This window comes from Plantibacter sp. M259, from assembly GCF_006065115.1.
Lineage (GTDB): Bacteria > Actinomycetota > Actinomycetes > Actinomycetales > Microbacteriaceae > Plantibacter > Plantibacter auratus.
In genome coordinates this window covers 650,598-668,330 of record NZ_CP040750.1, presented here as the reverse complement: position 1 = coordinate 668,330, position 17,733 = coordinate 650,598, and the positions used below count along the sequence as shown (strand labels likewise).

At 70.4% G+C, this 17,733-nt stretch carries 15 protein-coding genes and 1 pseudogene; 6 read left to right on the top strand and 10 right to left on the bottom strand.

Features of this window, described 5'->3' with window-relative positions; genetic code table 11:
• Positions 1 to 31: 31 nt before the first annotated feature.
• Positions 32 to 1,042: a phosphate/phosphite/phosphonate ABC transporter substrate-binding protein gene (gene phnD, locus FGL15_RS03025; RefSeq protein WP_138944895.1), complete on the bottom strand. Its 1,011-nt coding sequence runs from the start codon at positions 1,040 to 1,042 to the stop codon at positions 32 to 34.
• Positions 1,043 to 1,073: 31 nt separating this feature from the next.
• On the bottom strand, positions 1,074 to 1,781 hold the full coding sequence (locus FGL15_RS03020; RefSeq protein WP_205858675.1) for an HAD family hydrolase: 708 nt from the start codon (positions 1,779 to 1,781) through the stop codon (positions 1,074 to 1,076).
• Positions 1,782 to 1,928: 147 nt separating this feature from the next.
• On the opposite strand from FGL15_RS03020, the gene FGL15_RS03015 reads away from it, so the two are divergent.
• Positions 1,929 to 2,549: an amino acid deaminase gene (locus FGL15_RS03015; RefSeq protein WP_205858674.1), complete on the top strand. Its 621-nt coding sequence runs from the start codon at positions 1,929 to 1,931 to the stop codon at positions 2,547 to 2,549.
• 6 nt (positions 2,550 to 2,555) lie between these two features.
• Here FGL15_RS03015 and FGL15_RS03010 read toward each other — a convergent pair whose 3' ends face one another.
• The gene (locus FGL15_RS03010; protein ID WP_138944894.1) at positions 2,556 to 3,116 is read right to left on the bottom strand and encodes a hypothetical protein; all 561 of its coding nucleotides are present in this window, start codon (positions 3,114 to 3,116) and stop codon (positions 2,556 to 2,558) included.
• An 83-nt stretch (positions 3,117 to 3,199) separates the two neighbouring features.
• Positions 3,200 to 6,280, bottom strand: a complete 3,081-nt coding sequence (locus tag FGL15_RS03005) for a DUF11 domain-containing protein (RefSeq protein WP_138944893.1) — start codon at positions 6,278 to 6,280, stop codon at positions 3,200 to 3,202.
• A 213-nt stretch (positions 6,281 to 6,493) separates the two neighbouring features.
• Between FGL15_RS03005 and FGL15_RS03000 the strand changes: the two genes are divergently transcribed.
• Entirely contained in the window at positions 6,494 to 8,125 is a 1,632-nt protein-coding gene (locus FGL15_RS03000; RefSeq protein WP_138944892.1) for a LuxR C-terminal-related transcriptional regulator, read from the top strand.
• 138 nt (positions 8,126 to 8,263) lie between these two features.
• Positions 8,264 to 9,100: an alpha/beta fold hydrolase gene (locus FGL15_RS02995; protein ID WP_138944891.1), complete on the top strand. Its 837-nt coding sequence runs from the start codon at positions 8,264 to 8,266 to the stop codon at positions 9,098 to 9,100.
• 63 nt (positions 9,101 to 9,163) lie between these two features.
• On the opposite strand, the gene FGL15_RS02990 is transcribed toward FGL15_RS02995, so the two are convergent.
• The 4 genes and pseudogenes from FGL15_RS02990 to FGL15_RS02975 all read right to left on the bottom strand — a co-directional run bounded on the left by FGL15_RS02990 (position 9,164) and on the right by FGL15_RS02975 (position 13,728).
• A complete protein-coding gene (locus FGL15_RS02990; protein ID WP_138944890.1) occupies positions 9,164 to 10,501 on the bottom strand; it encodes a glycoside hydrolase family 32 protein in 1,338 nt (445 codons plus the stop codon).
• A 53-nt stretch (positions 10,502 to 10,554) separates the two neighbouring features.
• Positions 10,555 to 11,387: pseudogene (locus FGL15_RS02985) on the bottom strand (carbohydrate ABC transporter permease).
• An 8-nt stretch (positions 11,388 to 11,395) separates the two neighbouring features.
• On the bottom strand, positions 11,396 to 12,346 hold the full coding sequence (locus FGL15_RS02980) for a carbohydrate ABC transporter permease (RefSeq protein ID WP_138944889.1): 951 nt from the start codon (positions 12,344 to 12,346) through the stop codon (positions 11,396 to 11,398).
• Positions 12,346 to 13,728: an extracellular solute-binding protein gene (locus FGL15_RS02975; protein WP_138944888.1), complete on the bottom strand. Its 1,383-nt coding sequence runs from the start codon at positions 13,726 to 13,728 to the stop codon at positions 12,346 to 12,348. The genes FGL15_RS02980 and FGL15_RS02975 overlap by 1 nt, the downstream gene beginning before the upstream one ends.
• A 150-nt stretch (positions 13,729 to 13,878) precedes the next feature.
• Here FGL15_RS02975 and FGL15_RS02970 point away from each other — a divergent pair, with 150 nt between their 5' ends.
• Positions 13,879 to 14,919 (top strand): LacI family DNA-binding transcriptional regulator, encoded by a 1,041-nt coding sequence (locus FGL15_RS02970; RefSeq protein WP_138944887.1) that lies wholly within the window; start codon positions 13,879 to 13,881, stop codon positions 14,917 to 14,919.
• A 36-nt stretch (positions 14,920 to 14,955) separates the two neighbouring features.
• Positions 14,956 to 15,873, top strand: coding sequence for a carbohydrate kinase (locus FGL15_RS02965; RefSeq protein ID WP_138944886.1), 918 nt, complete (start codon positions 14,956 to 14,958; stop codon positions 15,871 to 15,873).
• Between the two features lie 33 nt (positions 15,874 to 15,906).
• On the opposite strand, the gene FGL15_RS02960 is transcribed toward FGL15_RS02965, so the two are convergent.
• Positions 15,907 to 16,539: a MerR family transcriptional regulator gene (locus FGL15_RS02960; protein WP_138944885.1), complete on the bottom strand. Its 633-nt coding sequence runs from the start codon at positions 16,537 to 16,539 to the stop codon at positions 15,907 to 15,909.
• Positions 16,540 to 16,608: 69 nt separating this feature from the next.
• On the opposite strand from FGL15_RS02960, the gene FGL15_RS02955 reads away from it, so the two are divergent.
• Complete coding sequence (locus tag FGL15_RS02955; protein ID WP_138944884.1) at positions 16,609 to 17,100, top strand: DUF4188 domain-containing protein; 492 nt, start codon at positions 16,609 to 16,611, stop codon at positions 17,098 to 17,100.
• Between the two features lie 3 nt (positions 17,101 to 17,103).
• On the opposite strand, the gene FGL15_RS02950 is transcribed toward FGL15_RS02955, so the two are convergent.
• On the bottom strand, positions 17,104 to 17,727 hold the full coding sequence (locus tag FGL15_RS02950; RefSeq protein WP_138944883.1) for a hypothetical protein: 624 nt from the start codon (positions 17,725 to 17,727) through the stop codon (positions 17,104 to 17,106).
• Positions 17,728 to 17,733 lie beyond the last annotated feature (6 nt).

Sequence of the window (17,733 nt, the reverse complement as noted above, 5' to 3'; positions counted from 1 at the left end):
TTCCTGGAGAGGGTCGATCGGTTGGAGCGGGTCAGTTCGAGAACTGGTCGAGGATCTCGCCGTAGCGGGTGATCTCCTCCGGTGCCGTCTTGTCGGTCCAGCCGGACAGGCCGACGAGGTCGAACATGACCTTCTTCGCCGCGTCGGAGGAGTCCGCGTAGCCCGCCATGAGCTTCGTGAGCTGCTTGGTGAGGTCGGCCGGGAGCGACTTCGAGACCGCGACGCCGCCGTTGGGGATCATCTCGGTGTAGGCGAACGCGACGACCTTGTCGGCGACGTCGGGCGCCTCCTTGAGGACGGTCGTGCGCGCGTCCCAGTAGCCGAACGAGACCTCGGCGTCGCCGTTGTAGACGGAGAGGACCGCGTTGTTGTTGCCCTCGACCGGCACCTGGGTGATGTCGGTGTCCGTGTCGATGCCGGCGTCACGCATGGCGACCACGGGGTACTGGTATCCGGCGGGTGAGGTCGCGGCCTGCAGGGCGACCTTGGTGCCCTTCGAGATCTTGTCGAGGGCCTTCAGCGCGGCCGGCCCGGAGCCAGTCGCAGCGTCGGCGCCGGGCTCGATGCCGTTGCAGTACGAGAGCGGGGTGTCGCTCGCCGCGTAGGTGACCATGACGGGAGCCTCGGCGCAGTACTTGTCGGGGTTGTTCGTGTAGGCGACCGACGCGTACGAGGTCGCGCCGAAGCGGACATCGCGCAGGACGAGGTTCGCGTCGTAGCGCTCGGTCGCGTTGTAGAGCGATCCGGCGTCGGTGATGATGACCTGCGCCTGGTCGCTGCCGAGGGCCTCGACGGTCGCGGCGTAGTCGGTCGCGACGACCCCGTTGACCTCGATGCCGAGGTTCTCCGACAGGTAGCTGGTGAGCGGGTCGAGCGCTTCGGCGAGGTCTTCACCCTCCACCGACGGCACGAGCGAGATGGTGATGGAGTCGGGCCAGGACGCCGTGCCCGTGGCCGACGGCGACGAGGCGGCGGGGCTGCAGCCGGCGAGGGCGAGGGCGGCGACGGCCGCGACGCCGGTGAGGAGCAGGGTCTTGCGCATGTTCGGGATGCCTTTCGAGGGTGGAGGGTGATCAGGAGGCGGACGGAGCGGGAGTGGAAGTCTGGGAGGCGTCGGGGAGGCGCGATGCTGCTGCGGCCCAGGCGATGATCTGCTCGTACAGATCGGCGAGCGAGCGGCCACGCATCGTGGCGGTGGCCGTTGAACGCTCGAAGGTCGCGCCGACGAGGGCGGTGTCGGCGCCCAGCTCGGCGGCGGGAGCGAGGTCGTTCTCGACGATGTCGCCGACGGCGAGGACAGGGCCGGCGGCGAGCGCGTCGCGGATGAGCGGGACGAGGCCTGCCGGCTTCCCGACGGTGAAGTGCACGGCGTCGAACGCCTCGGCGACGCCCCAGGTCTGGAGGAGCGCCGTGATGCCGTCGCCGGGGGCGTTCGTGGCCAGGACGAGTCGGGCGTGGGTGCCCAGCGTCTCGAGGAATGCGGGCAGGCCCTCAGGGGAGGTCACCGCCGCTTCGCTCGAGCCGAGCAGGGCGCGGGAGTCGTCGTAGGAGGCGCCGATGACGTCCCCACCGACGCCGGCTTCGCGGGCGATCCGGGTCACGGCGTCGTACCCGTCGCGGGCGTCGGTCTCGCCGGTCGCGAACGCGGCGAGGGCGGCCTCGGCACGCATCGCGAATCCGGTGTCGCCGGAGCGCTCGGCGATGGCGCGGGCGAAGGCCGTGATCGGCCCGTCGCCGAGGGCGAGGGTGCCGTCGAAATCGAAGAGGATGGTGGGGGCCACAGGCGCTCCTTCTGAGCGGGTCGTTCACACGGCCGCTTCTGCGGACGCTGCGTCCATCATGAACGGTGAGTGTGGACGCAATCACCATGGCGGGTGAACGGCGGGTGAATTCACCGACGCACGAGCCGCCTATGCTGTGGTGCTGTGATGATGACGGAGCTCGCGCGACGAGCAGAGACCGAACCCTCGACCGTGCTCGAGGAGCACTCCTGGTTGGGCGCGGCGATCGACGACGACACGGCGGCTGGCCGGTTCGCCTCGTGGGGTGCGTCGACCGTCATCGACGAGCACACGGGCGGGCCCGTGATCCCACGTGCGCTGTTCGAAGCGCTCCATGCGCGCGCCGGCCTCGCCGAGGTCTGGCCGGTCGGGAACGCCGGGCTCCTCCACGTCTACGGCTACCTGCTGTCGTCGGTCCCGACGCCGTACGGGTTGAAGCGCGACCGCTGGCTGGACGGAGCGCTCGCGCGCGCGTTCGGGTTGCCCGACGACGAGTTCGTCCCGTGGGCCCGTACATCGTCCCTGTTGTCACGGGTGACGGCCGCCGCGCAGGACCAGCTCGCACGACCGGTGCGGACGGCCGACGGGCCGCTCGGTCGGATGCTTCTGGGGCTCGGCGACCCGACGGACACCGACGCCGTCGCGCTCGTGTACGGCATCGACGAGCGCCTGATCACGACCTTCCCCGTCGCCTCCGGAGCAGCGGTGCTGGAGGAGTGGGACGCCGACCCGGGACGCCCCCGGTGGAACGCGGCTGTCGAACGCTGACGCGGATCAGGCGTCGAAGGATCCTCGGCGGGCGTCGCCGCGACGCACCGATCGCACGCCGGATCGGCGGAGGCGCCCGGCGACGAGACCGGCCAGCTCCATGGCGAGGACGTAGCTCACGACCCGGACCGCGAGCAGCACGATGACGAGCACCGGTGAGACGAGGTCGGGCGAGATGACCACGAAGGACAGCGCCCAGATCGCGACGCCGCCGGCCGCAGCCGCAAGCCAGGTCGTCATGCGGGTGGGGTGCCGTCGGCGGGCGAGCACCAGGTCGATCGCGGCTGCCGGAACGACGAGCGCGACGATGATCGCCGGGCCGAGGGCCGTCACGGGCAGCGCGAGGAGCCCGGTGACGGCTGCGGTGAGCACCGTCGCACCGGGGACGCCCGTCCAGCGCCTGGCGAGCATCGGCATCACCATCGTGACGGCGGCGATCGCGGCGTAGAGCACCGGGTTGAGTACTGCGGCGGTCGACGTCAGCGGGCTGACGAGGACGAGGATGACGGCACCGACGGCGCCGAAGGCCGCACAGCGCAGCAGTGTCGTGGTGGTCGCGGATCTCATGGCCTCAACAGGGTAGTGGCGGTGGAAGGACGACGGGCGGGCCGAGCCCGAAGGCTCGACCCGCCCGATCGGTCAGGTCCGCGTCAGCGCCCAGTGACGAGGCGGCGTCGGACGACGAGCCCGGAACCGAGCAGCAGCAGGATCGCCGCCCCGACCACCAGCGGTGCGACGGTCGTTCCGGTCGAGGCGAGCACCGGACCCGGCGTGCGCACGGTGGCCGTGGACGGGTCGGAGGTGAACGACTCGCCGCCCGGCGTCACGCCGGTCCCGAACGCGGTGTTGCGGATCGAGCCCGCATTCAGGTCAGCCTGGGTGACCGTGTACGTCGCGGTGCAGACGACCTGGAGGCCGGGGGCGAGGAGCGCCGTGCCGGTCGGGCAGGTGATCGCCGAGAGCGTCCCAGTGCCGGTGAAGTCACCTTCCTGGACCGCGACGTCACGCAGCGTGACGTTGCCGGTGTTCGTCACCTGGAACGAGTAGGTGACGACCTGTCCCGCAGTCGTGGCCCGCTCGACATCGGCCGTCTTGACCACCGAGAGGCCGGGGACGGGCGGCGACGGGATCGTGACCTCCGATGGCGGCGAGACCGGCGGCACACCGTTCACACTGCTCGGCGGAGTCGCCGTCGCGGTCGCGGAGTTCGTGATCAGGCCCGCGTCGACGTCTGCCTGCACGACCGTGTAGGTGGCCTCGCAGGTGATCGTCGCGCCCGGTGCCAACGAAGCGGCTTCGGCCGGGCAGACGACGTCGGACAGCTCGCCGGCGCCGGAGAACTCCCCTTCCACCACCGTCGGGTTCGTCAGCGTGACGTTCCCGGTGTTGGTGAGGAGGAAGGAGTAGGTGACGACCTGGCCGACCGCGAGGCCGTCCTGGGCCACCGCATCGGCCGACTTCACGATCGTGATGGCGGGTGTCGCCGGGAACGCGACGGTGGTCTCCGACGGCGGCGAGACCGGGGGAGTGCCATCGTTCGGCGGGGTGCCGGTCGCGGTCGCGGTGTTCGTGACGGATCCCGCGTCGACGTCGGCCTGGGTCACCGTGTAGGTGGCCTCGCAGGTGACGGTCGCGGCGGGAGCGAGCGCGCCTGCCGCGGGCGGGCAGACGACGTCGGAGAGCTCACCGGTGCCGGTGAAGTCGCCCTCGACGACCTGGACGTCGGTGAGGGTGACGTTGCCGGTGTTGGTGACGAGGAACGAGTAGGTGACGTCCTCACCGGCGTTCGCGACCGTGGTCGGCGTCGCGGACTTCGCCACGGTGATGGCGGGCGCGGCGGGGAACTCGACCGTGGTCTCCGACGGCGGTGAGACCGGGGGAGTGCCGCCTGCCGGCGGGGTGCCGGTCGCGGTCGCCGAGTTGGTCACGGAGCCGGCGTCGACGTCGGCCTGCGTGACCGAGTAGGTGGCCTCGCAGGTGACGGTCGCCGCCGGAGCGAGCGAGCCGGCTGCGGCCGGGCAGACCACGTCGGAGAGCTCGCCGGTGCCGGTGAACTCGCCCTCGATGATCGAGACGTCGGTGAGGGTGACGTTGCCGGTGTTGGTGACGAGGAACGAGTAGGTGACGTCCTCGCCGGCGTTCGCGACCGTCGTCGGCGTCGCCGACTTCGCGACGGTGAGCGCCGGGGCCTGAGCCACGCCCGGGATGGTGACCTCGGACGGCGGTGAGACCGGTGGCTGGCCCTGCGGCGGGGTCCCGGTCGCGGTGGCCGAATTGGAGACGGTCCCGGCATCGATGTCGGCCTGCGTCATCGTGTAGGTGGCCTCGCAGGTGACGGCCGCCGCGGGGGCGAGTGTCGCCGCGCCCGGCGGGCAGACGACGTCGGAGAGGTCACCGGTCCCGGTGAACGTACCCTCGTCGACCTGGACGTCGGTGAGCGGCACGTTGCCGGTGTTGGTGACGAGGAAGGAGTAGGTGATCTCGTCGCCGACGGCGTACTCCGCGGCAGCGGGGGACGCGGACTTCACGACGGTGATCGCGGGGGCCTGCGGCACGAACTCGACCGTGGCGTCGGCCGGCGGGTTGAGGCCCACGCTCGTGATGTTGTCGGGCCCGTTCGTGAACGTCCCGGCGACGGGCGACGTGACCTCGACGGTGACGGCGCAGGAGGTCATGCCCTGGCTGAGGTTCCCGGTGACGTCGATGGACGAGCCGCCCTCGGGTGCGGTGACGACACCCGACGGGCAGGTGGTCGACGCGTCGCCGTCGGCGATCGTCAGGCCGGCGGGCAGCGCGTCCGTGAAGGACCAGCCGTTCTTCGCCGCGAGCTCGTCGGTGTTGGTGATCGTGAGGGTCAGCGTGGACGTCTCACCGGCGACGACGCTCGCCGGGCTGAACGACTTGTCCAACTGCGGAGAGACGTCGAGCACCTGGATGTTGTCGAAGGCGTGGTCGTTGCCGGCCGTGCCGCCACCGGTCAGGTTGCGGGCGACGATGCCGACGGTCGCTCCGGGGAGCAGGACCGCGCCTGGCGAGACGTAGGTGCCGACACGGACGTTCTCGGCCCCGGCCGCGCCGGTGGCCGGTGCGGTGACGGACCGGGAGCCGGCTGCGGTACAGCCGTTGACGGCCCCGACGGAGTGCGCGCCGCCCTGGTCGTCGGTGAGGAAGAACTCGAGGACGGGCTGCTGCGACGCGTTGCAGGACACCGCGGCGAGATCCACCGAGGTCGTGAGGTACCGGCCGGCGCTCGTGAGCGCGATCGGGTCGACGGTCGCGAACTCGACCGCGTTCGGCGGGTTCATCGTGAGGTTTTGCTGCGAGGTCCAGGCACTCACGGAGTGGTTGGCCGTGTTGCCGCCGCCGAGCGCCCACGCGAGCTGCCGCGTGCGCCCTTCGCCGGACGCCGATGCCGCGAGGCACTGCGGCTCCGCGGACGAGGCGAAGCTCGTGATGTTGCCGTTGCACTGGGTGTGGTCGCGCCAGGAGGCGTCCGCGGTGTACCGCGTGCCGTCGGCGCCGACGTAGTCCTCGATGTACGTCGGCGACGTCACGCCGTTCTCGAAGTCCTCGGTGTAGACGACCGAGCCCGACTGCGGTGTTCCCGGCGTCCCCGGCAGCGCCTGCGCGCTCGAGCCGACCCCGACGAGCGACAGCGCCGACAGGACGGTCACCCCGATGATCCCCATGGTCGCGCGACCGGCGGACGGTGCCCCCACCGGTTCCGCCACCGAGCGCGGTGACTCCTTCGACCCGTGTGCTGCTGCATGTGTGTTGCCTTCCCCGTGAAGCGGCGGTGCGCCCGCCGAAAACCTGGCCCCAGCTGTGGGGCCGAGGATCAGTAGAGCGGCAACCCCGACGCGGTCCGGGCGGATCGGGCAAAGACCACCCCGCATCCTGCCCCGGGTGTTCCCCGACAGGTGACGGTCACTTAGGGTTGACCCGTGCGCATCGGTCGGAATAGGTACTTTCCCTCCCTCGGGGCGGGGTTCCTCCACCCCACGGACGTCGCCCCGGTCACCCGTCTCCTCACCACGGCCATCCAGGAGGAGGACTGGGACACGGTCGTCTCGGTGATCGAGTACGAGTGGGGGATCCTCATGGCGCTCGACCTCGAGACGCTCGACCGCGCGCTGCAGGCGCTCCCGGCGCGCGTGCTCTCGAGCCACCCCATCGTCTTCGCCGTCCGGGAGATCAGGCTCAACATCCGCGGCGAGACCGACGCACTCGACCAGTCGGTGGCGCAATTCCAGCTCCCGACCGATCCCGACGACCTCCGAGACCGAGCCCGAACCGAGCTCGCGCGCATCAGCCTGAGTGCGTCGACGGCGTTCATGATCGCCTACCGCGTGCACGGTCGGCACCAGCGGGCGTTGCACTATGCGCGGATCACCGAGGAGCTCGCGCGACGAGCCCGCGTCCACCGCCCGACCGAGTTCGGGCCGCGGGTGCCCACGGCCCTGCTGCAGGTGGGGATCACGAAGCTGCTCGTCGGCGACCTCCACGAGGCCAGCCTCGTGCTCCGCGAGGCGTACGAACTCCGACACGAGTCGTGGGACGGCCGGAACGGCGGTGACGCCTCCGGCAAGCTCGCCCTGCTCTACGCGGTGCGCGGCGAGATCGTGGAGGCGGACCGCTGGCTCGGGCGCCACGACGACGGTGGCGGTGCGCACGGGTGGATGGTGCCGCTGGTCCAACTGTCCGGTGCCATCGCCCGAGCCTTGATCGCCGTCGCCCGCGTCGACCGGGCGGCGGCGGAGGTGGCGCTCGCGACCCTGGAGCTGCAGGTCAACCGTGAGCGGTCCTGGGCACCGTTCATCACCTACGCGCAAGCGCAGCACGCGCTCCTCTGGGGCGATCGGCGGGCGGCGTTGCAGCTCATCGAACGCACCCGCCTGTTCGCCGGTCGCAGCCTGCGTCATGCCGGGTCGGAGCGACTCCTCGACGCGGTGGAGGCGTCACTCCTGCTGGCGCTCGACCGCCCGACCGAGGCGAACGCGCTCCTCGACGGCCGGGACCGGAACGCCCACACCGCGGCGGTCGCCTCCCGGCTGGCGCTCCTGACGGATCGCAAGCCGCTCGCCCGCGAACTCGCCACCGCCGGACTCGCCGAGACGAACATCGACGCGGGTGCGCAGACCGAGTTGCTCATCACCTCGGCCCTCGCCGACGAGTCCGACGAGGACGGCCGACGACATCTCCTGCAGGCGATCGCGACGACGGCGAGGACGGGGATGCTCACGCCCTTCGTGGTCGCACCACGCCGACCGTTGCGCCAGCTCCTCCGCACGGTGTCACCGAGCGAGACGCAGGCGCAGATCGACCGGACGCTCGCCTCGAGCCCTGAGCCCACACCGGAGAGCGCGCAGCTCGTGGAACTCACCGCGACCGAGCGGCGGATCCTGCAACTCTCAGCGGAGGGCCGGACCCGGCAGGACATCGCCCAGGCGCTGTACGTCTCCGCGAACACGGTGAAGTTCCACTTCCGGAACGTCTATCGGAAACTCGGTGTCGACTCCCGCGAGGACGCGCTGGCCACCGCACGGCGGTTGGGGTTGCTCCCGACCGAGCGGTGAACGTGCCGGGTCGCCACGTCGCCGGAGTCTTCATCGGATAGGACATCGCCTCGCGGTTCGCAAGCCCCCATCCGCTCGCGGCACTCCCTCCGAAGCTGGTCTGAGTGGCCGCGACCTGCGGCCCGGGAGAGGAACGCCATGTCGGAGATCACCGCACACCACGGCCTGCTGAAGGAGACGAAGCTGCACGTCGACGACACCGGCGGCACCGGACGCCCGGTCGTCCTCATCCACGGGTGGCCGCTGTCGGGCGAGTCGTGGAAGGAACAGGTCCCGGCCTTCGAGGCCGCCGGCTACCGTGTCATCACCTACGACCGCCGCGGCTTCGGTCGCAGCGACAAGCCGCTGACCGGTTACGGCTACGACCGGCTCACCGACGACCTGCAGGCGGTGCTCGAAGCGCTCGACCTGCGCGACGTGACGCTCGTCGGGTTCTCGATGGGTGGCGGCGAGGTCGCCCGGTACTTCACCCGCCACGGTTCGGAGCGCATCCACAGTGCGGTGTTCGCCTCCGCAGTGCCGCCCTACCTGCTGCAGACCCCCGGCAACCCGGACGGTCCGCTCCCCGTCTCCGAGGCCGCGAAGATGACCGCAGGTCTCACGGCGGACCAGGACGCGTTCTACGACCAGTTCACGACCGACTTCTTCTCGGTCGACGGCGAGCTGAAGGTCACGGAGGAGCAGCGTCAGGAAGCCCTCGCGCTCGCGCACCAGGCGTTCAAGCCCGCCGCGCTCGAGGCGATGGCGTCGTTCGCGAACACCGACTTCCGCGACGACTTGCCGAACGTCACGGTCCCGACGCTCGTCATCCACGGCGACAGCGATGCGACCGTCCCCTTCGAGGGCTCCGGTGCACGGACGCACGCGGCGATCCCGACGTCGACGCTGTATGTCGTCAAGGGTGCGCCGCACGGCGTCAACGTCAGCCACGCGGAGGAATGGAACGAGGCCGTCCTGGAGTTCCTCGCGAAGTAGGTCCGGCGACTGCACGCGGTGACGCGCGGCGCATTCCGTGCCGCGCGTCACCGCGTCTCCGGGTCAGCGGGACGCCGACACCTCGACGGCCGCGGGGAGCGCCAGCGACCACGCTTCGCTCCGCACGCCCGCGTCGTGCCGCACGGCGTACCGCTCGCCATCGGCCGGATACGCGCGGAAGGTCCGAGCGGGGTGCCCGGTGTGGTGGATCTCGACGATGGACGCGTCGATGAGGATCCGGACCTCGTCGCCCTCGGCCAGCTCACCGCGCCAGACCACCTGCGTCTCCGAGCCGACGAGCTCGAGGGAGGCCGTGCCTGCACCCGTGAGTCGCACCTCCGCCTGATCAGGGAGTTCCGCCGCGTCGACGACCTCGGCCCGCAGTCCCGTCAGCTCCCGCGCGGGGACCAGCTCGACCTCGTCGCCGCGGACCACGAGCTCGCGCGGGAACGTCAGCATGCCCGACCAGCCGTGCTCGTCGGTGTCTGCCTGCGTCCGGCCGCGGACTCCATCGGGTGCGATCTCCTGGGCCCAGCCCCAGAGGAGCACGCGTTCGGGCTGTCCGTCCGAGCCGTCGGACTGCACGGCCTGTGGGGCGTAGAAGCTCGACCCCTCGTCGATGATGCCGGTCCGCCGGGCGCTGAACACGGGTCGCCCGGTGGCCTCGTCGAGGTCCATCGAGCCGAGGACCCAGGCCACCCCGCGGTGCGGCTGGCCGTCGAGCCACAGCGACACCAGCAGCACCCAGTCGTCGCCGACGCGCACGAGTTGGGGGCACTCCCACCCTTCGCACGGAGCGAGCTCCGAGACGACCGGCGCCTCGGCCGTCAGCAGGTACCCCTCCTCGGTCCAGGCGTCGAGGTCGTCGACACCGTAGAGGAGTAGCGCGCCACCGACGTCGGAGCGGCCGGCGCCCTGGATCGCCCAGCGGCGCCCACCCAGCTCGAAGACGAACGGGTCGCGCACCATCGTCACGCGTTCGTCCGCGGGGAGCCCGGCAGAGACGATGCGCTCGCCGCTCCAGTCCTGCGCATCCGCCGAGCCGTGGACGACGACGACCTCCGAGAACCCGTGTCGATCACGCGCGCCCGAGTAGACGACGGCCGGCCGGCCCTGATCGACGACCCCGACGCCGCTCCAACAGCCGAAGCCGTCGGTGGTGCCCGGACGGGGTGCCAGGGCGACCGGGTGCTCCTCCCAGGCGAGCAGGTCCGGCGAGCTCACGTGACCCCAGTGGATGTCCTCGTGCCGGGCCGACCCCGGGTTGTACTGGAAGAAGACGTGCCAGCGACCGTCGACGAACATGATGCCGTTGGGGTCGTTCAACCACCCGGCCTCGGGTCGCGGGTGCAGCAGCGGGAAGCCGCGGTCGAGGACGTGCGTTGCGTGGAGGCCGGTCATGGCTTCCTTTCGGTTCGAGATCAGTCGGATCGAGGGGAGGGCGGTGGTGCTGGTCACTTGCTGACGCCGGCGGTGAGCCCTTCGCGCAGCGGCTTCTGGCCGAACACGAAGACCAGCGCAGCCGGGATCATGGACAGGACGACACCGGCGAGGACGGTCGCGACCGACCCGGTGCCGAGGTTGCCCTGCAGGGTCACGAGCCCGAGCGGGAGGGTGAAGTTCTGTTCGCTGATCGTGAGGATCAGTGGCCGGAAGAACTCGTTCCAGTGGTAGTTGAACGCGAGGATGCCGACGATCGCGAGGCCCGGGGCGGCGAGCGGCAGGTAGATGCGGAAGAAGATCTTCCAGGGTCCCGCCCGTCGATCTGCGCCGCCTCGGCGAGCTCCGGCGGCAACCCCATGAAGTACTGCCGCATGAGGAAGGTGCCGAACGCCGTCGGGATCATCGGGATGATGAGCGCGAGGAGCGTGTCGGAGAGTCCCATGCCGCGGATGAGCATGAACACGGGGACGATCGTCACCTGCATCGGCACCATCATCGTGGCGAGGATGAGGCCGAACAGGATGCGCTTGCCGCCGAAGTCGAAGCGCGCGAACACGTAGCCGGCCATGGCCGCACTGAGCATCTGTCCGGCCGCGATGAGGAGCGTCACCAGTGCGCTGTTCCACGTGTAGAGCAGGATCGGGATCTTCTGGAAGACGTCGATGAACGCGCCCGGGCCGAACTCGGTCTGCCCGGTGTCGACGTTCGCGGGGGTGAGCGCGGTGATGAGCGTCCACACGACGGGCGCGAGCGTGAGGAACGCGGCGATGACGAGGACGAGGAACTTCCCGGCCGAGGCGAGTCGGCGGCGTGATGAGTCGGGAGTGACTGCTGCGATGGACATCTGGGACCTCATCCGTAGAAGACGAAACGCTTGCTCAGCCGGAACTGTGCGGCGGTGACGAGCATGATCAGGAGCGTCAGCACGATGCCGATCGCTGCGGCGAGACCGAAGTCGAGCTGCTGGAACGCGGACTCGTAGATCACCATCACCGCGGTACGGGTGTCGTCTCCCGGCCCACCTCGCGTGAGGACGTACGGCTGGTCGAAGATCTGCAGGGCGCTGATGATGGCCATGACGGAGGCGACGAGCATGGTGGGGCTCACGAGGGGCAGGGTGACGTTCCGGAACTGGCTCCAGCCGTACGCGCCGTCGAGCGACGACGCCTCGTAGACCTCGCGTGGGATCGCGGCGAGTCCGCCGATGAAGAGCAGGAAGGTGAAGCCGAAGTTCTGCCACACGTAGACGAGGAGGACGACGATCTTCGCCCCGAACCCGGTCGTCAACCAGCCGATGTTCCCGACGCCGAAGAGCCCGAGGAACTCGTTGACGAGGCCGAACTCCTGGTTGAACAGGTACGACATCACGAGCGACACGGACGCGGCCGACAGCACCAGGGGGAAGAACAGCGCGGAGCGGAAGAAGGTGCGCAGCCATTCCGGCATCCGCGACTGCACGAGGATCGCGAGCAGGAGGGCGACGGCGAGCTGCAGCGTGACCGCCACCACGACGAAGCCGACCGTGTTCAGGAAGGACACGCGCACCGTCGGGTTGGCCGCGAGGTCGACGAAGTTGCCGACGCCGACGAACTCAGGTGCCGAGATGATGTCCCACCGGAAGAAGGCGAGGACGAACGACCCGATGATCGGGACGAAGCTGAAGAGTCCGAGGCCGATGAGCGTCGGGGCGAGGAACACCCAGACGAGCAGCCGGCTGCCGCGAGGGGCTCGCTTGCGCCGTCCGGTCTCGGCCTCGGGCGGGACGACCAGTGTCCGGGTCGCCGTCGGTGACTGCAGTGCCATCATCGTCCCTTCAGCGCGAGCTCGAGGTCCCGCTGCATCGTCTCGAGGCCGCGGCGGACGCCGTTCGGGCCGTTCGTGATCGTGCCGACCACGTTCTTGATGAGGGCCGACTCCACGGCCGCCTGCTGGGGCGGCGCGGGCATCGGGCCGGTCGTCGGGAACCGGTCGAGGGTGTCGTAGAAGACCTCCCAGTGCTTCGGGCCGATGTCACCGCCGTACAGCTCGGCGTTGAGCGAGCGCCGGGGCAGCGACGAGTCGGGCTGGCTGTGCGCGATCGACATGCCCTCGACGGAGATGCAGTACTTCATCCACTCCCACGCCTCGTCCTTGCGTTCGGAGGTCTGCATCATCGCGTACCCGCCGGCTCCGAACTGGTGGCGCTGTCCGCGCATCTTCGGGAAGTAGGTGACGTCGTACTCGTCGTTCCCGAGGCCGGCGTCGTTGAGGCCCTTGACCCAGAACCCGCCGGCCGGCGTCATGCCGACCGAGCCGCGGGAGAAGAGCGAGACGAGCTCGTTACCGCCGCCCTGGGCGGGGTTCGCGGCGATGCCCTCGGAGACCATGCGCTGCAGGACCTCGAAGCTCTCGACGGTGCGGTCGCTGAGCGCGTCGGCGTTCTCCCACAGGTACCCACCACCACGAGGGGTCTCGTTCGGGTAGAACTTCGACCACATCCAGTCGCCGCCGGGTGCCTTCTCCTCGGTGAGGAAGCTCGTGTCGTTGATGTACAACCACGGCACGACACCGCCCCAGAGGCGGTTGTTCCAGAAGTACGGCAGGAACGATCCGGGGGCGCTGGCCTGCATGGTGCGGCCGACGGTGAAGAAGTCGTCGACCGACCAGTCGTCGCGCGGACGCTCGAGGCCGGCCCGCTCGAACGCGGAGGTGTTGTAGTACATGTTCGCCGCGTTGAAGTTGTCGGGCAGTTGGAACAGGTTGCCCTTGTACATGAACGACTCGATGAGCGAGGGGTTCACGTCGTCGAAGTACTCCTGCAGTTCGGCGGCGTCGCGCTGCACGTACTCGTCGATCGGGTGGGCGAGTCGCTCGGCGAACAGCTGCGTGCCCTCCGTGGCGACCGAGACGATGTCCGGCGGGGTGCCCGCCGCGACCATCGTGAGGATCTTCGCGAAGAAGTTGCCCCAGTCCTGGCCCTGGATCGCGATGATCCGGACGGGGATGTCGGGGTGCAGCTTCTGGAAGCCGTCCACGAGCGACTGCCGGGCGGCGGCGTCCTGGGCGGTGCCGAAGAGGGCGACGGTGAGGGCGTCGTCACCTCGGCCGGGGATGTCTCCGCCGGTGAGGCGCGGCCAGGAGATGGCCGTGCCCGCCAGACCGAGACCGAGCAGGGCGAGTGCCGCCCTGCGACTCAGATCAACCACGTTGTTGCTCCTGCGAAATCGGGGCCGACCGTTCGCAGGGCGCGGACGATGAGCCGTGAATGGAGGTGCTGAACGGATTCAGCAGACGAAACATAACACAGCTCCGCGCGATATGCTGAACTGATTCAGCAAACCGCACGAGGGAGTGTCATGTCCACGCAACGCCGCCGCACGACCCTCGCGGACGTCGCGGAGCGCGCGGGCATGTCCAAGGCCGCGGTGAGCATGATCATGAACGACCGCCCCGGTTCCCGGCTGTCCGCGGACGCCGTCGAGCGGGTCCGCGCCGCCGCGGCGGAGCTCGACTACCGCCCGAACCCCGCGGCCCAGGTGCTGCGCCGCGGGAAGACCAGGACGATCGGGTTCATCTCCGACGAGGTCACGCTCACCCGGCATGCCTCGGGGCTCATCGGCGGTGCGCTCGAGGTGTCGAAGGCCCACGACCACACGATGCTCATCGCGGAGACCGAGGGGATCGAGGGTGGCCTCGCCCGCGCCTTCGAGACGATGATCGACCACCGGGTCGACGGCATCCTCATCGGCCTCCTCGGCGCCCGCCTCATCGACCTCCCCACCACCTCGACCGGTGTCCCCGTCGTCGTGCTCAACGGAGCGTCCTCCTCGGGACACGCGAACGTCCTGCCCGACGAGCGCGCGGCCGGGTACGCGGTCGCGAAGCGGCTCGTCGACGCGGGTCACCGACGGATCGGCGTGGTCGGCGACCTGCCGCAGGACGTCATCGACGATCCGCGACAGACGGCGACGGTGGCACTCCGCTTCGCGGGCATCGCCGCGGCGTTCGCGGAGGCCGGGATCGAACCGGCGCGCGTCGACATCGTCGAGTGGCAGCCGGAACCGGGGTACGAGGCGACGGCCGCGCTCCTCGAGCGCCACCCCGACGTCACCGCCATCCTCGCCGCGAACGACGGCGTCGCCTTCGGTGCCTACCAGGTGCTGCTCGAACTGGGGCGTCGGATCCCGCAGGACGTCTCCGTCGTCTCCTTCGACGACGAGATCCTCGCCGGCTACCTGCGCCCGGGCCTCACCACCGCACGGCTGCCCTACCAGGAGATCGGCGCGCTCGGAGCCTCGATGCTCCTCGGCCAGCACGCCCTCGGGCACGAGCTGGTCACGATGCCGATCATCGAGCGCGACTCGCTCATCGCCGCGGTGTCGACCGACGCCGGTTGACGCCACCGACCCTCGGATCCAGCAGAGAGAGATGCCATGCACGCAGCCCCCACGACCGACGTCCTCATCGCCGGCGAGACCCTCATCGACATCGTCCGGCGGCTCGACGGGACGCAGGCGGAGAGCCCCGGCGGCAGCCCGGCGAACGTCGGGATCACCCTCGGTCGGCTGGGCCGCGCCCCGGCCCTGGTGACCCATGTGGGCGACGACGAGCGAGGCGCGGCGATCCGCTCCTGGCTCGACGCGTCCGCGGTGACCCTCGTGTCGGCCCCGACCGGTCGGACGTCCACGGCGCAGGCGACCCTCGACGCCGAGGGGGCGGCAACCTACGAGTTCGACCTCTCGCTCGATCTGGAGGCCTCGGGTGCGCCGGACGCCGCGGTCGTCCACACCGGCTCGATCGCCTCGGTCCTCGAGCCGAGTGCCGACCGCCTCCGCGAGCTGGTCGAGGCGCGTCGTCCCTCGGCACTCATCACCTACGACCCGAACATCCGGCCGTCGCTCATCGACGACGCGGCCCGCGTCCGTCAGGCGGCCCTCGACTGCATCGCGCGCGCCCACGTCGTGAAGGCGAGTGACGAGGACGTCGCGTTCCTGCTGCCCGGTGTGGCGCCGGTCGACGCAGCTCGGGAGTGGGTCGCGGCCGGGCCGGGACTCGTGGTCGTGACGATGGGTGGTGACGGGGCGGTCGCGGTCAGAGACGGTTCCGTGCTCGAGATCGAGACGCCACGGGTGCAGGTGGCCGACACCGTCGGTGCCGGCGACACGTTCATGGGTGCGCTGATCGACGGACTGTTGACCGCCGGTATCGCTGGGCCCGGGGCCGAGGAACGACTTCGTGAGGTGTCCGACGAGGTGCTGCAGCAGCTGCTCGACCGCGCCGCGTGGGCCGCGAGCATCACGGTGTCGCGGCCGGGGGCGAACCCGCCCACCTCGGCGGAACTCGACGCCTGAGGCTCTGGAGCCTGAGGCTCCGGAGCCTGAGGCTCAGGACGGCTGGGATGCCGGGGCTTCCGTCCCGTCGAAACGCTCCGACGACACCACCTGCTGGGCCGCACGACGGAGGGCGAGGATGAGCGGTTCGGTGAGCACGGTGCCGAGCACGATGTACTGCACCGCCAGCTCGGGGGAGTCCGCCGGGATGCCGTCGATCTCGGCTTCGGCGATGCGGCGCGCTGCGTCGACGTATCGGTCGAGGACCGCGGGTGGCACGGTGAAGCCGGCTCGCTCGAGGGTGTCCAGGGCCCCGGCCAGGCCGGCGAGGAGTCCGGGATCGCAATGCGCCTCGACCCCGCCGAGTCGTTCGTAGAGCTCCAGTGCGCGGGTCGTGTCGACCGGGCCGCTCGGGCGCGGGGTGACGGCGGTGTGGGCGACGCCGAGGAGGTCGTAGGGGCCCGCCGGTGGTGAGTCGAGCGCGGCGACGACGTTGCGGGTCTCCGCGATGCTCACGCCGGCGGTGAGCAGTGCGCGGATCACGCGGAGCCGGGACACATGGGCGTCGCCGTAGCTCGCCTGGGTCGCCGAGGTGCGCTCGCCCTCCGGGAGGAGTTGCTCGCGGAGGTAGTACTTGATGGTCGCCACCGGCACCTCGGACACCGCCGCGAGTTCCGAGATCCTCATCCTGTCCCCCTCGTCTGGATAGTGCTACTATCCAACTTGGATAGCGTCACTATCGAACAGGAGCAGTCTATGTCACGCGTCGTCGTCGGCCGAATCACTCATCGTCACGAGGGTGAGCTCGTCGTGTTCCACATCGGGATGACCATCAACCAGTGGTGGCGGGTGGACAAGTGGCTCCCGATCTTCGGCGACATGCCGCGCATGCTGCAGGAGCTCATGTCCGACCCGGAGTCCGGGCTCCTCGGTTCGCACATCCTGCTCGGTTCAAGTGGCCCGTACCTCGTCCAGTACTGGTCGTCGATCGACAAGCTCTACGCCTACGCGTCGGCACCGGCCTCCGCCCATCGGCCTGCCTGGTCGCGGTTCAACAAGCGCGCCCGGACCGCGCCGAAGGCCGTCGGCGTCTGGCACGAGACGTTCCTCGTCGACCGCGCCGAGAGTATCTACGTGTCGACGCCGTCGATGGGGCTGCCCGCGGCGACCGAGGCCGTGCCGGTCGGGTCGCGGCAGCAGCACGCGCGCCAGCGGTTCGCCGACGGCCGGACCGCCGGTCAGCGCTAGCGGTCAGCGGTAGCGCGGCGGCACCGCGAGGGGAGCAGAGACGAGGGCGGCACCCTGCGGGACCTCGCCCTCGCCGCGCCGGATCGGACCGCGCAGGGCGAGGGTGATCCGCAGGCCGTCGGCGGGATCGTGCGCGGTCTCCGGATGCTCGAAGTTCAGCGTCGGCGGGTCCTCCGAGGTGCTGTAGCTCAGCAGGATCATCGAGCTCGACCCCGACGCCCGCAGCCGCGGCCTCGAGAGGCGCACGGAGGATTCGCGGACGGTCAGGACCTCGTCGCGGTGCAGGATGCGTCCGGGGCCGTTCAGCTCGTTTCCGCCCGCGCGGACCGCGACCTGTGGGCCGGCGAAGCCGACGATCGCGTGGTTCATGTCGTCGGGAGCGGCGATGAGTCCGGCGGCGTCACGGAGCTCGACGACCTGCAGTCGCCAGCGGATGCGGCGGTCGACGTCGGTGCTGGTCCAGACGTCTCGCACGCTGCCCCGGCCACGGTCGAGTGGTTGCCGCACGAGGTCGGCGAACCGGACGAGCCGGGGCGGGCCCGGGTCGGCCGGTGGTCGTGACGCGACGTCGACGAGGACGAGATGAGCGGGGGTGGCAGCCGGTTCGGGTCCAGCTGCTCCGCGCATCTCGTC

Coding starts and splice junctions, on each gene's coding strand:
- phnD (WP_138944895.1), bottom strand. CDS start 1,042: ATGCGCAAGACCCTGCTCCTCACCGGCGTCGCGGCCGTCGCCGCCCTC.
- FGL15_RS03015 (WP_205858674.1), top strand. CDS start 1,929: ATGATGACGGAGCTCGCGCGACGAGCAGAGACCGAACCCTCGACCGTG.
- FGL15_RS03010 (WP_138944894.1), bottom strand. CDS start 3,116: ATGAGATCCGCGACCACCACGACACTGCTGCGCTGTGCGGCCTTCGGC.
- FGL15_RS02995 (WP_138944891.1), top strand. CDS start 8,264: ATGTCGGAGATCACCGCACACCACGGCCTGCTGAAGGAGACGAAGCTG.
- FGL15_RS02990 (WP_138944890.1), bottom strand. CDS start 10,501: ATGACCGGCCTCCACGCAACGCACGTCCTCGACCGCGGCTTCCCGCTG.
- FGL15_RS02980 (WP_138944889.1), bottom strand. CDS start 12,346: ATGGCACTGCAGTCACCGACGGCGACCCGGACACTGGTCGTCCCGCCC.
- FGL15_RS02970 (WP_138944887.1), top strand. CDS start 13,879: ATGTCCACGCAACGCCGCCGCACGACCCTCGCGGACGTCGCGGAGCGC.
- FGL15_RS02965 (WP_138944886.1), top strand. CDS start 14,956: ATGCACGCAGCCCCCACGACCGACGTCCTCATCGCCGGCGAGACCCTC.
- FGL15_RS02960 (WP_138944885.1), bottom strand. CDS start 16,539: ATGAGGATCTCGGAACTCGCGGCGGTGTCCGAGGTGCCGGTGGCGACC.
- FGL15_RS02955 (WP_138944884.1), top strand. CDS start 16,609: ATGTCACGCGTCGTCGTCGGCCGAATCACTCATCGTCACGAGGGTGAG.
- FGL15_RS02950 (WP_138944883.1), bottom strand. CDS start 17,727: ATGCGCGGAGCAGCTGGACCCGAACCGGCTGCCACCCCCGCTCATCTC.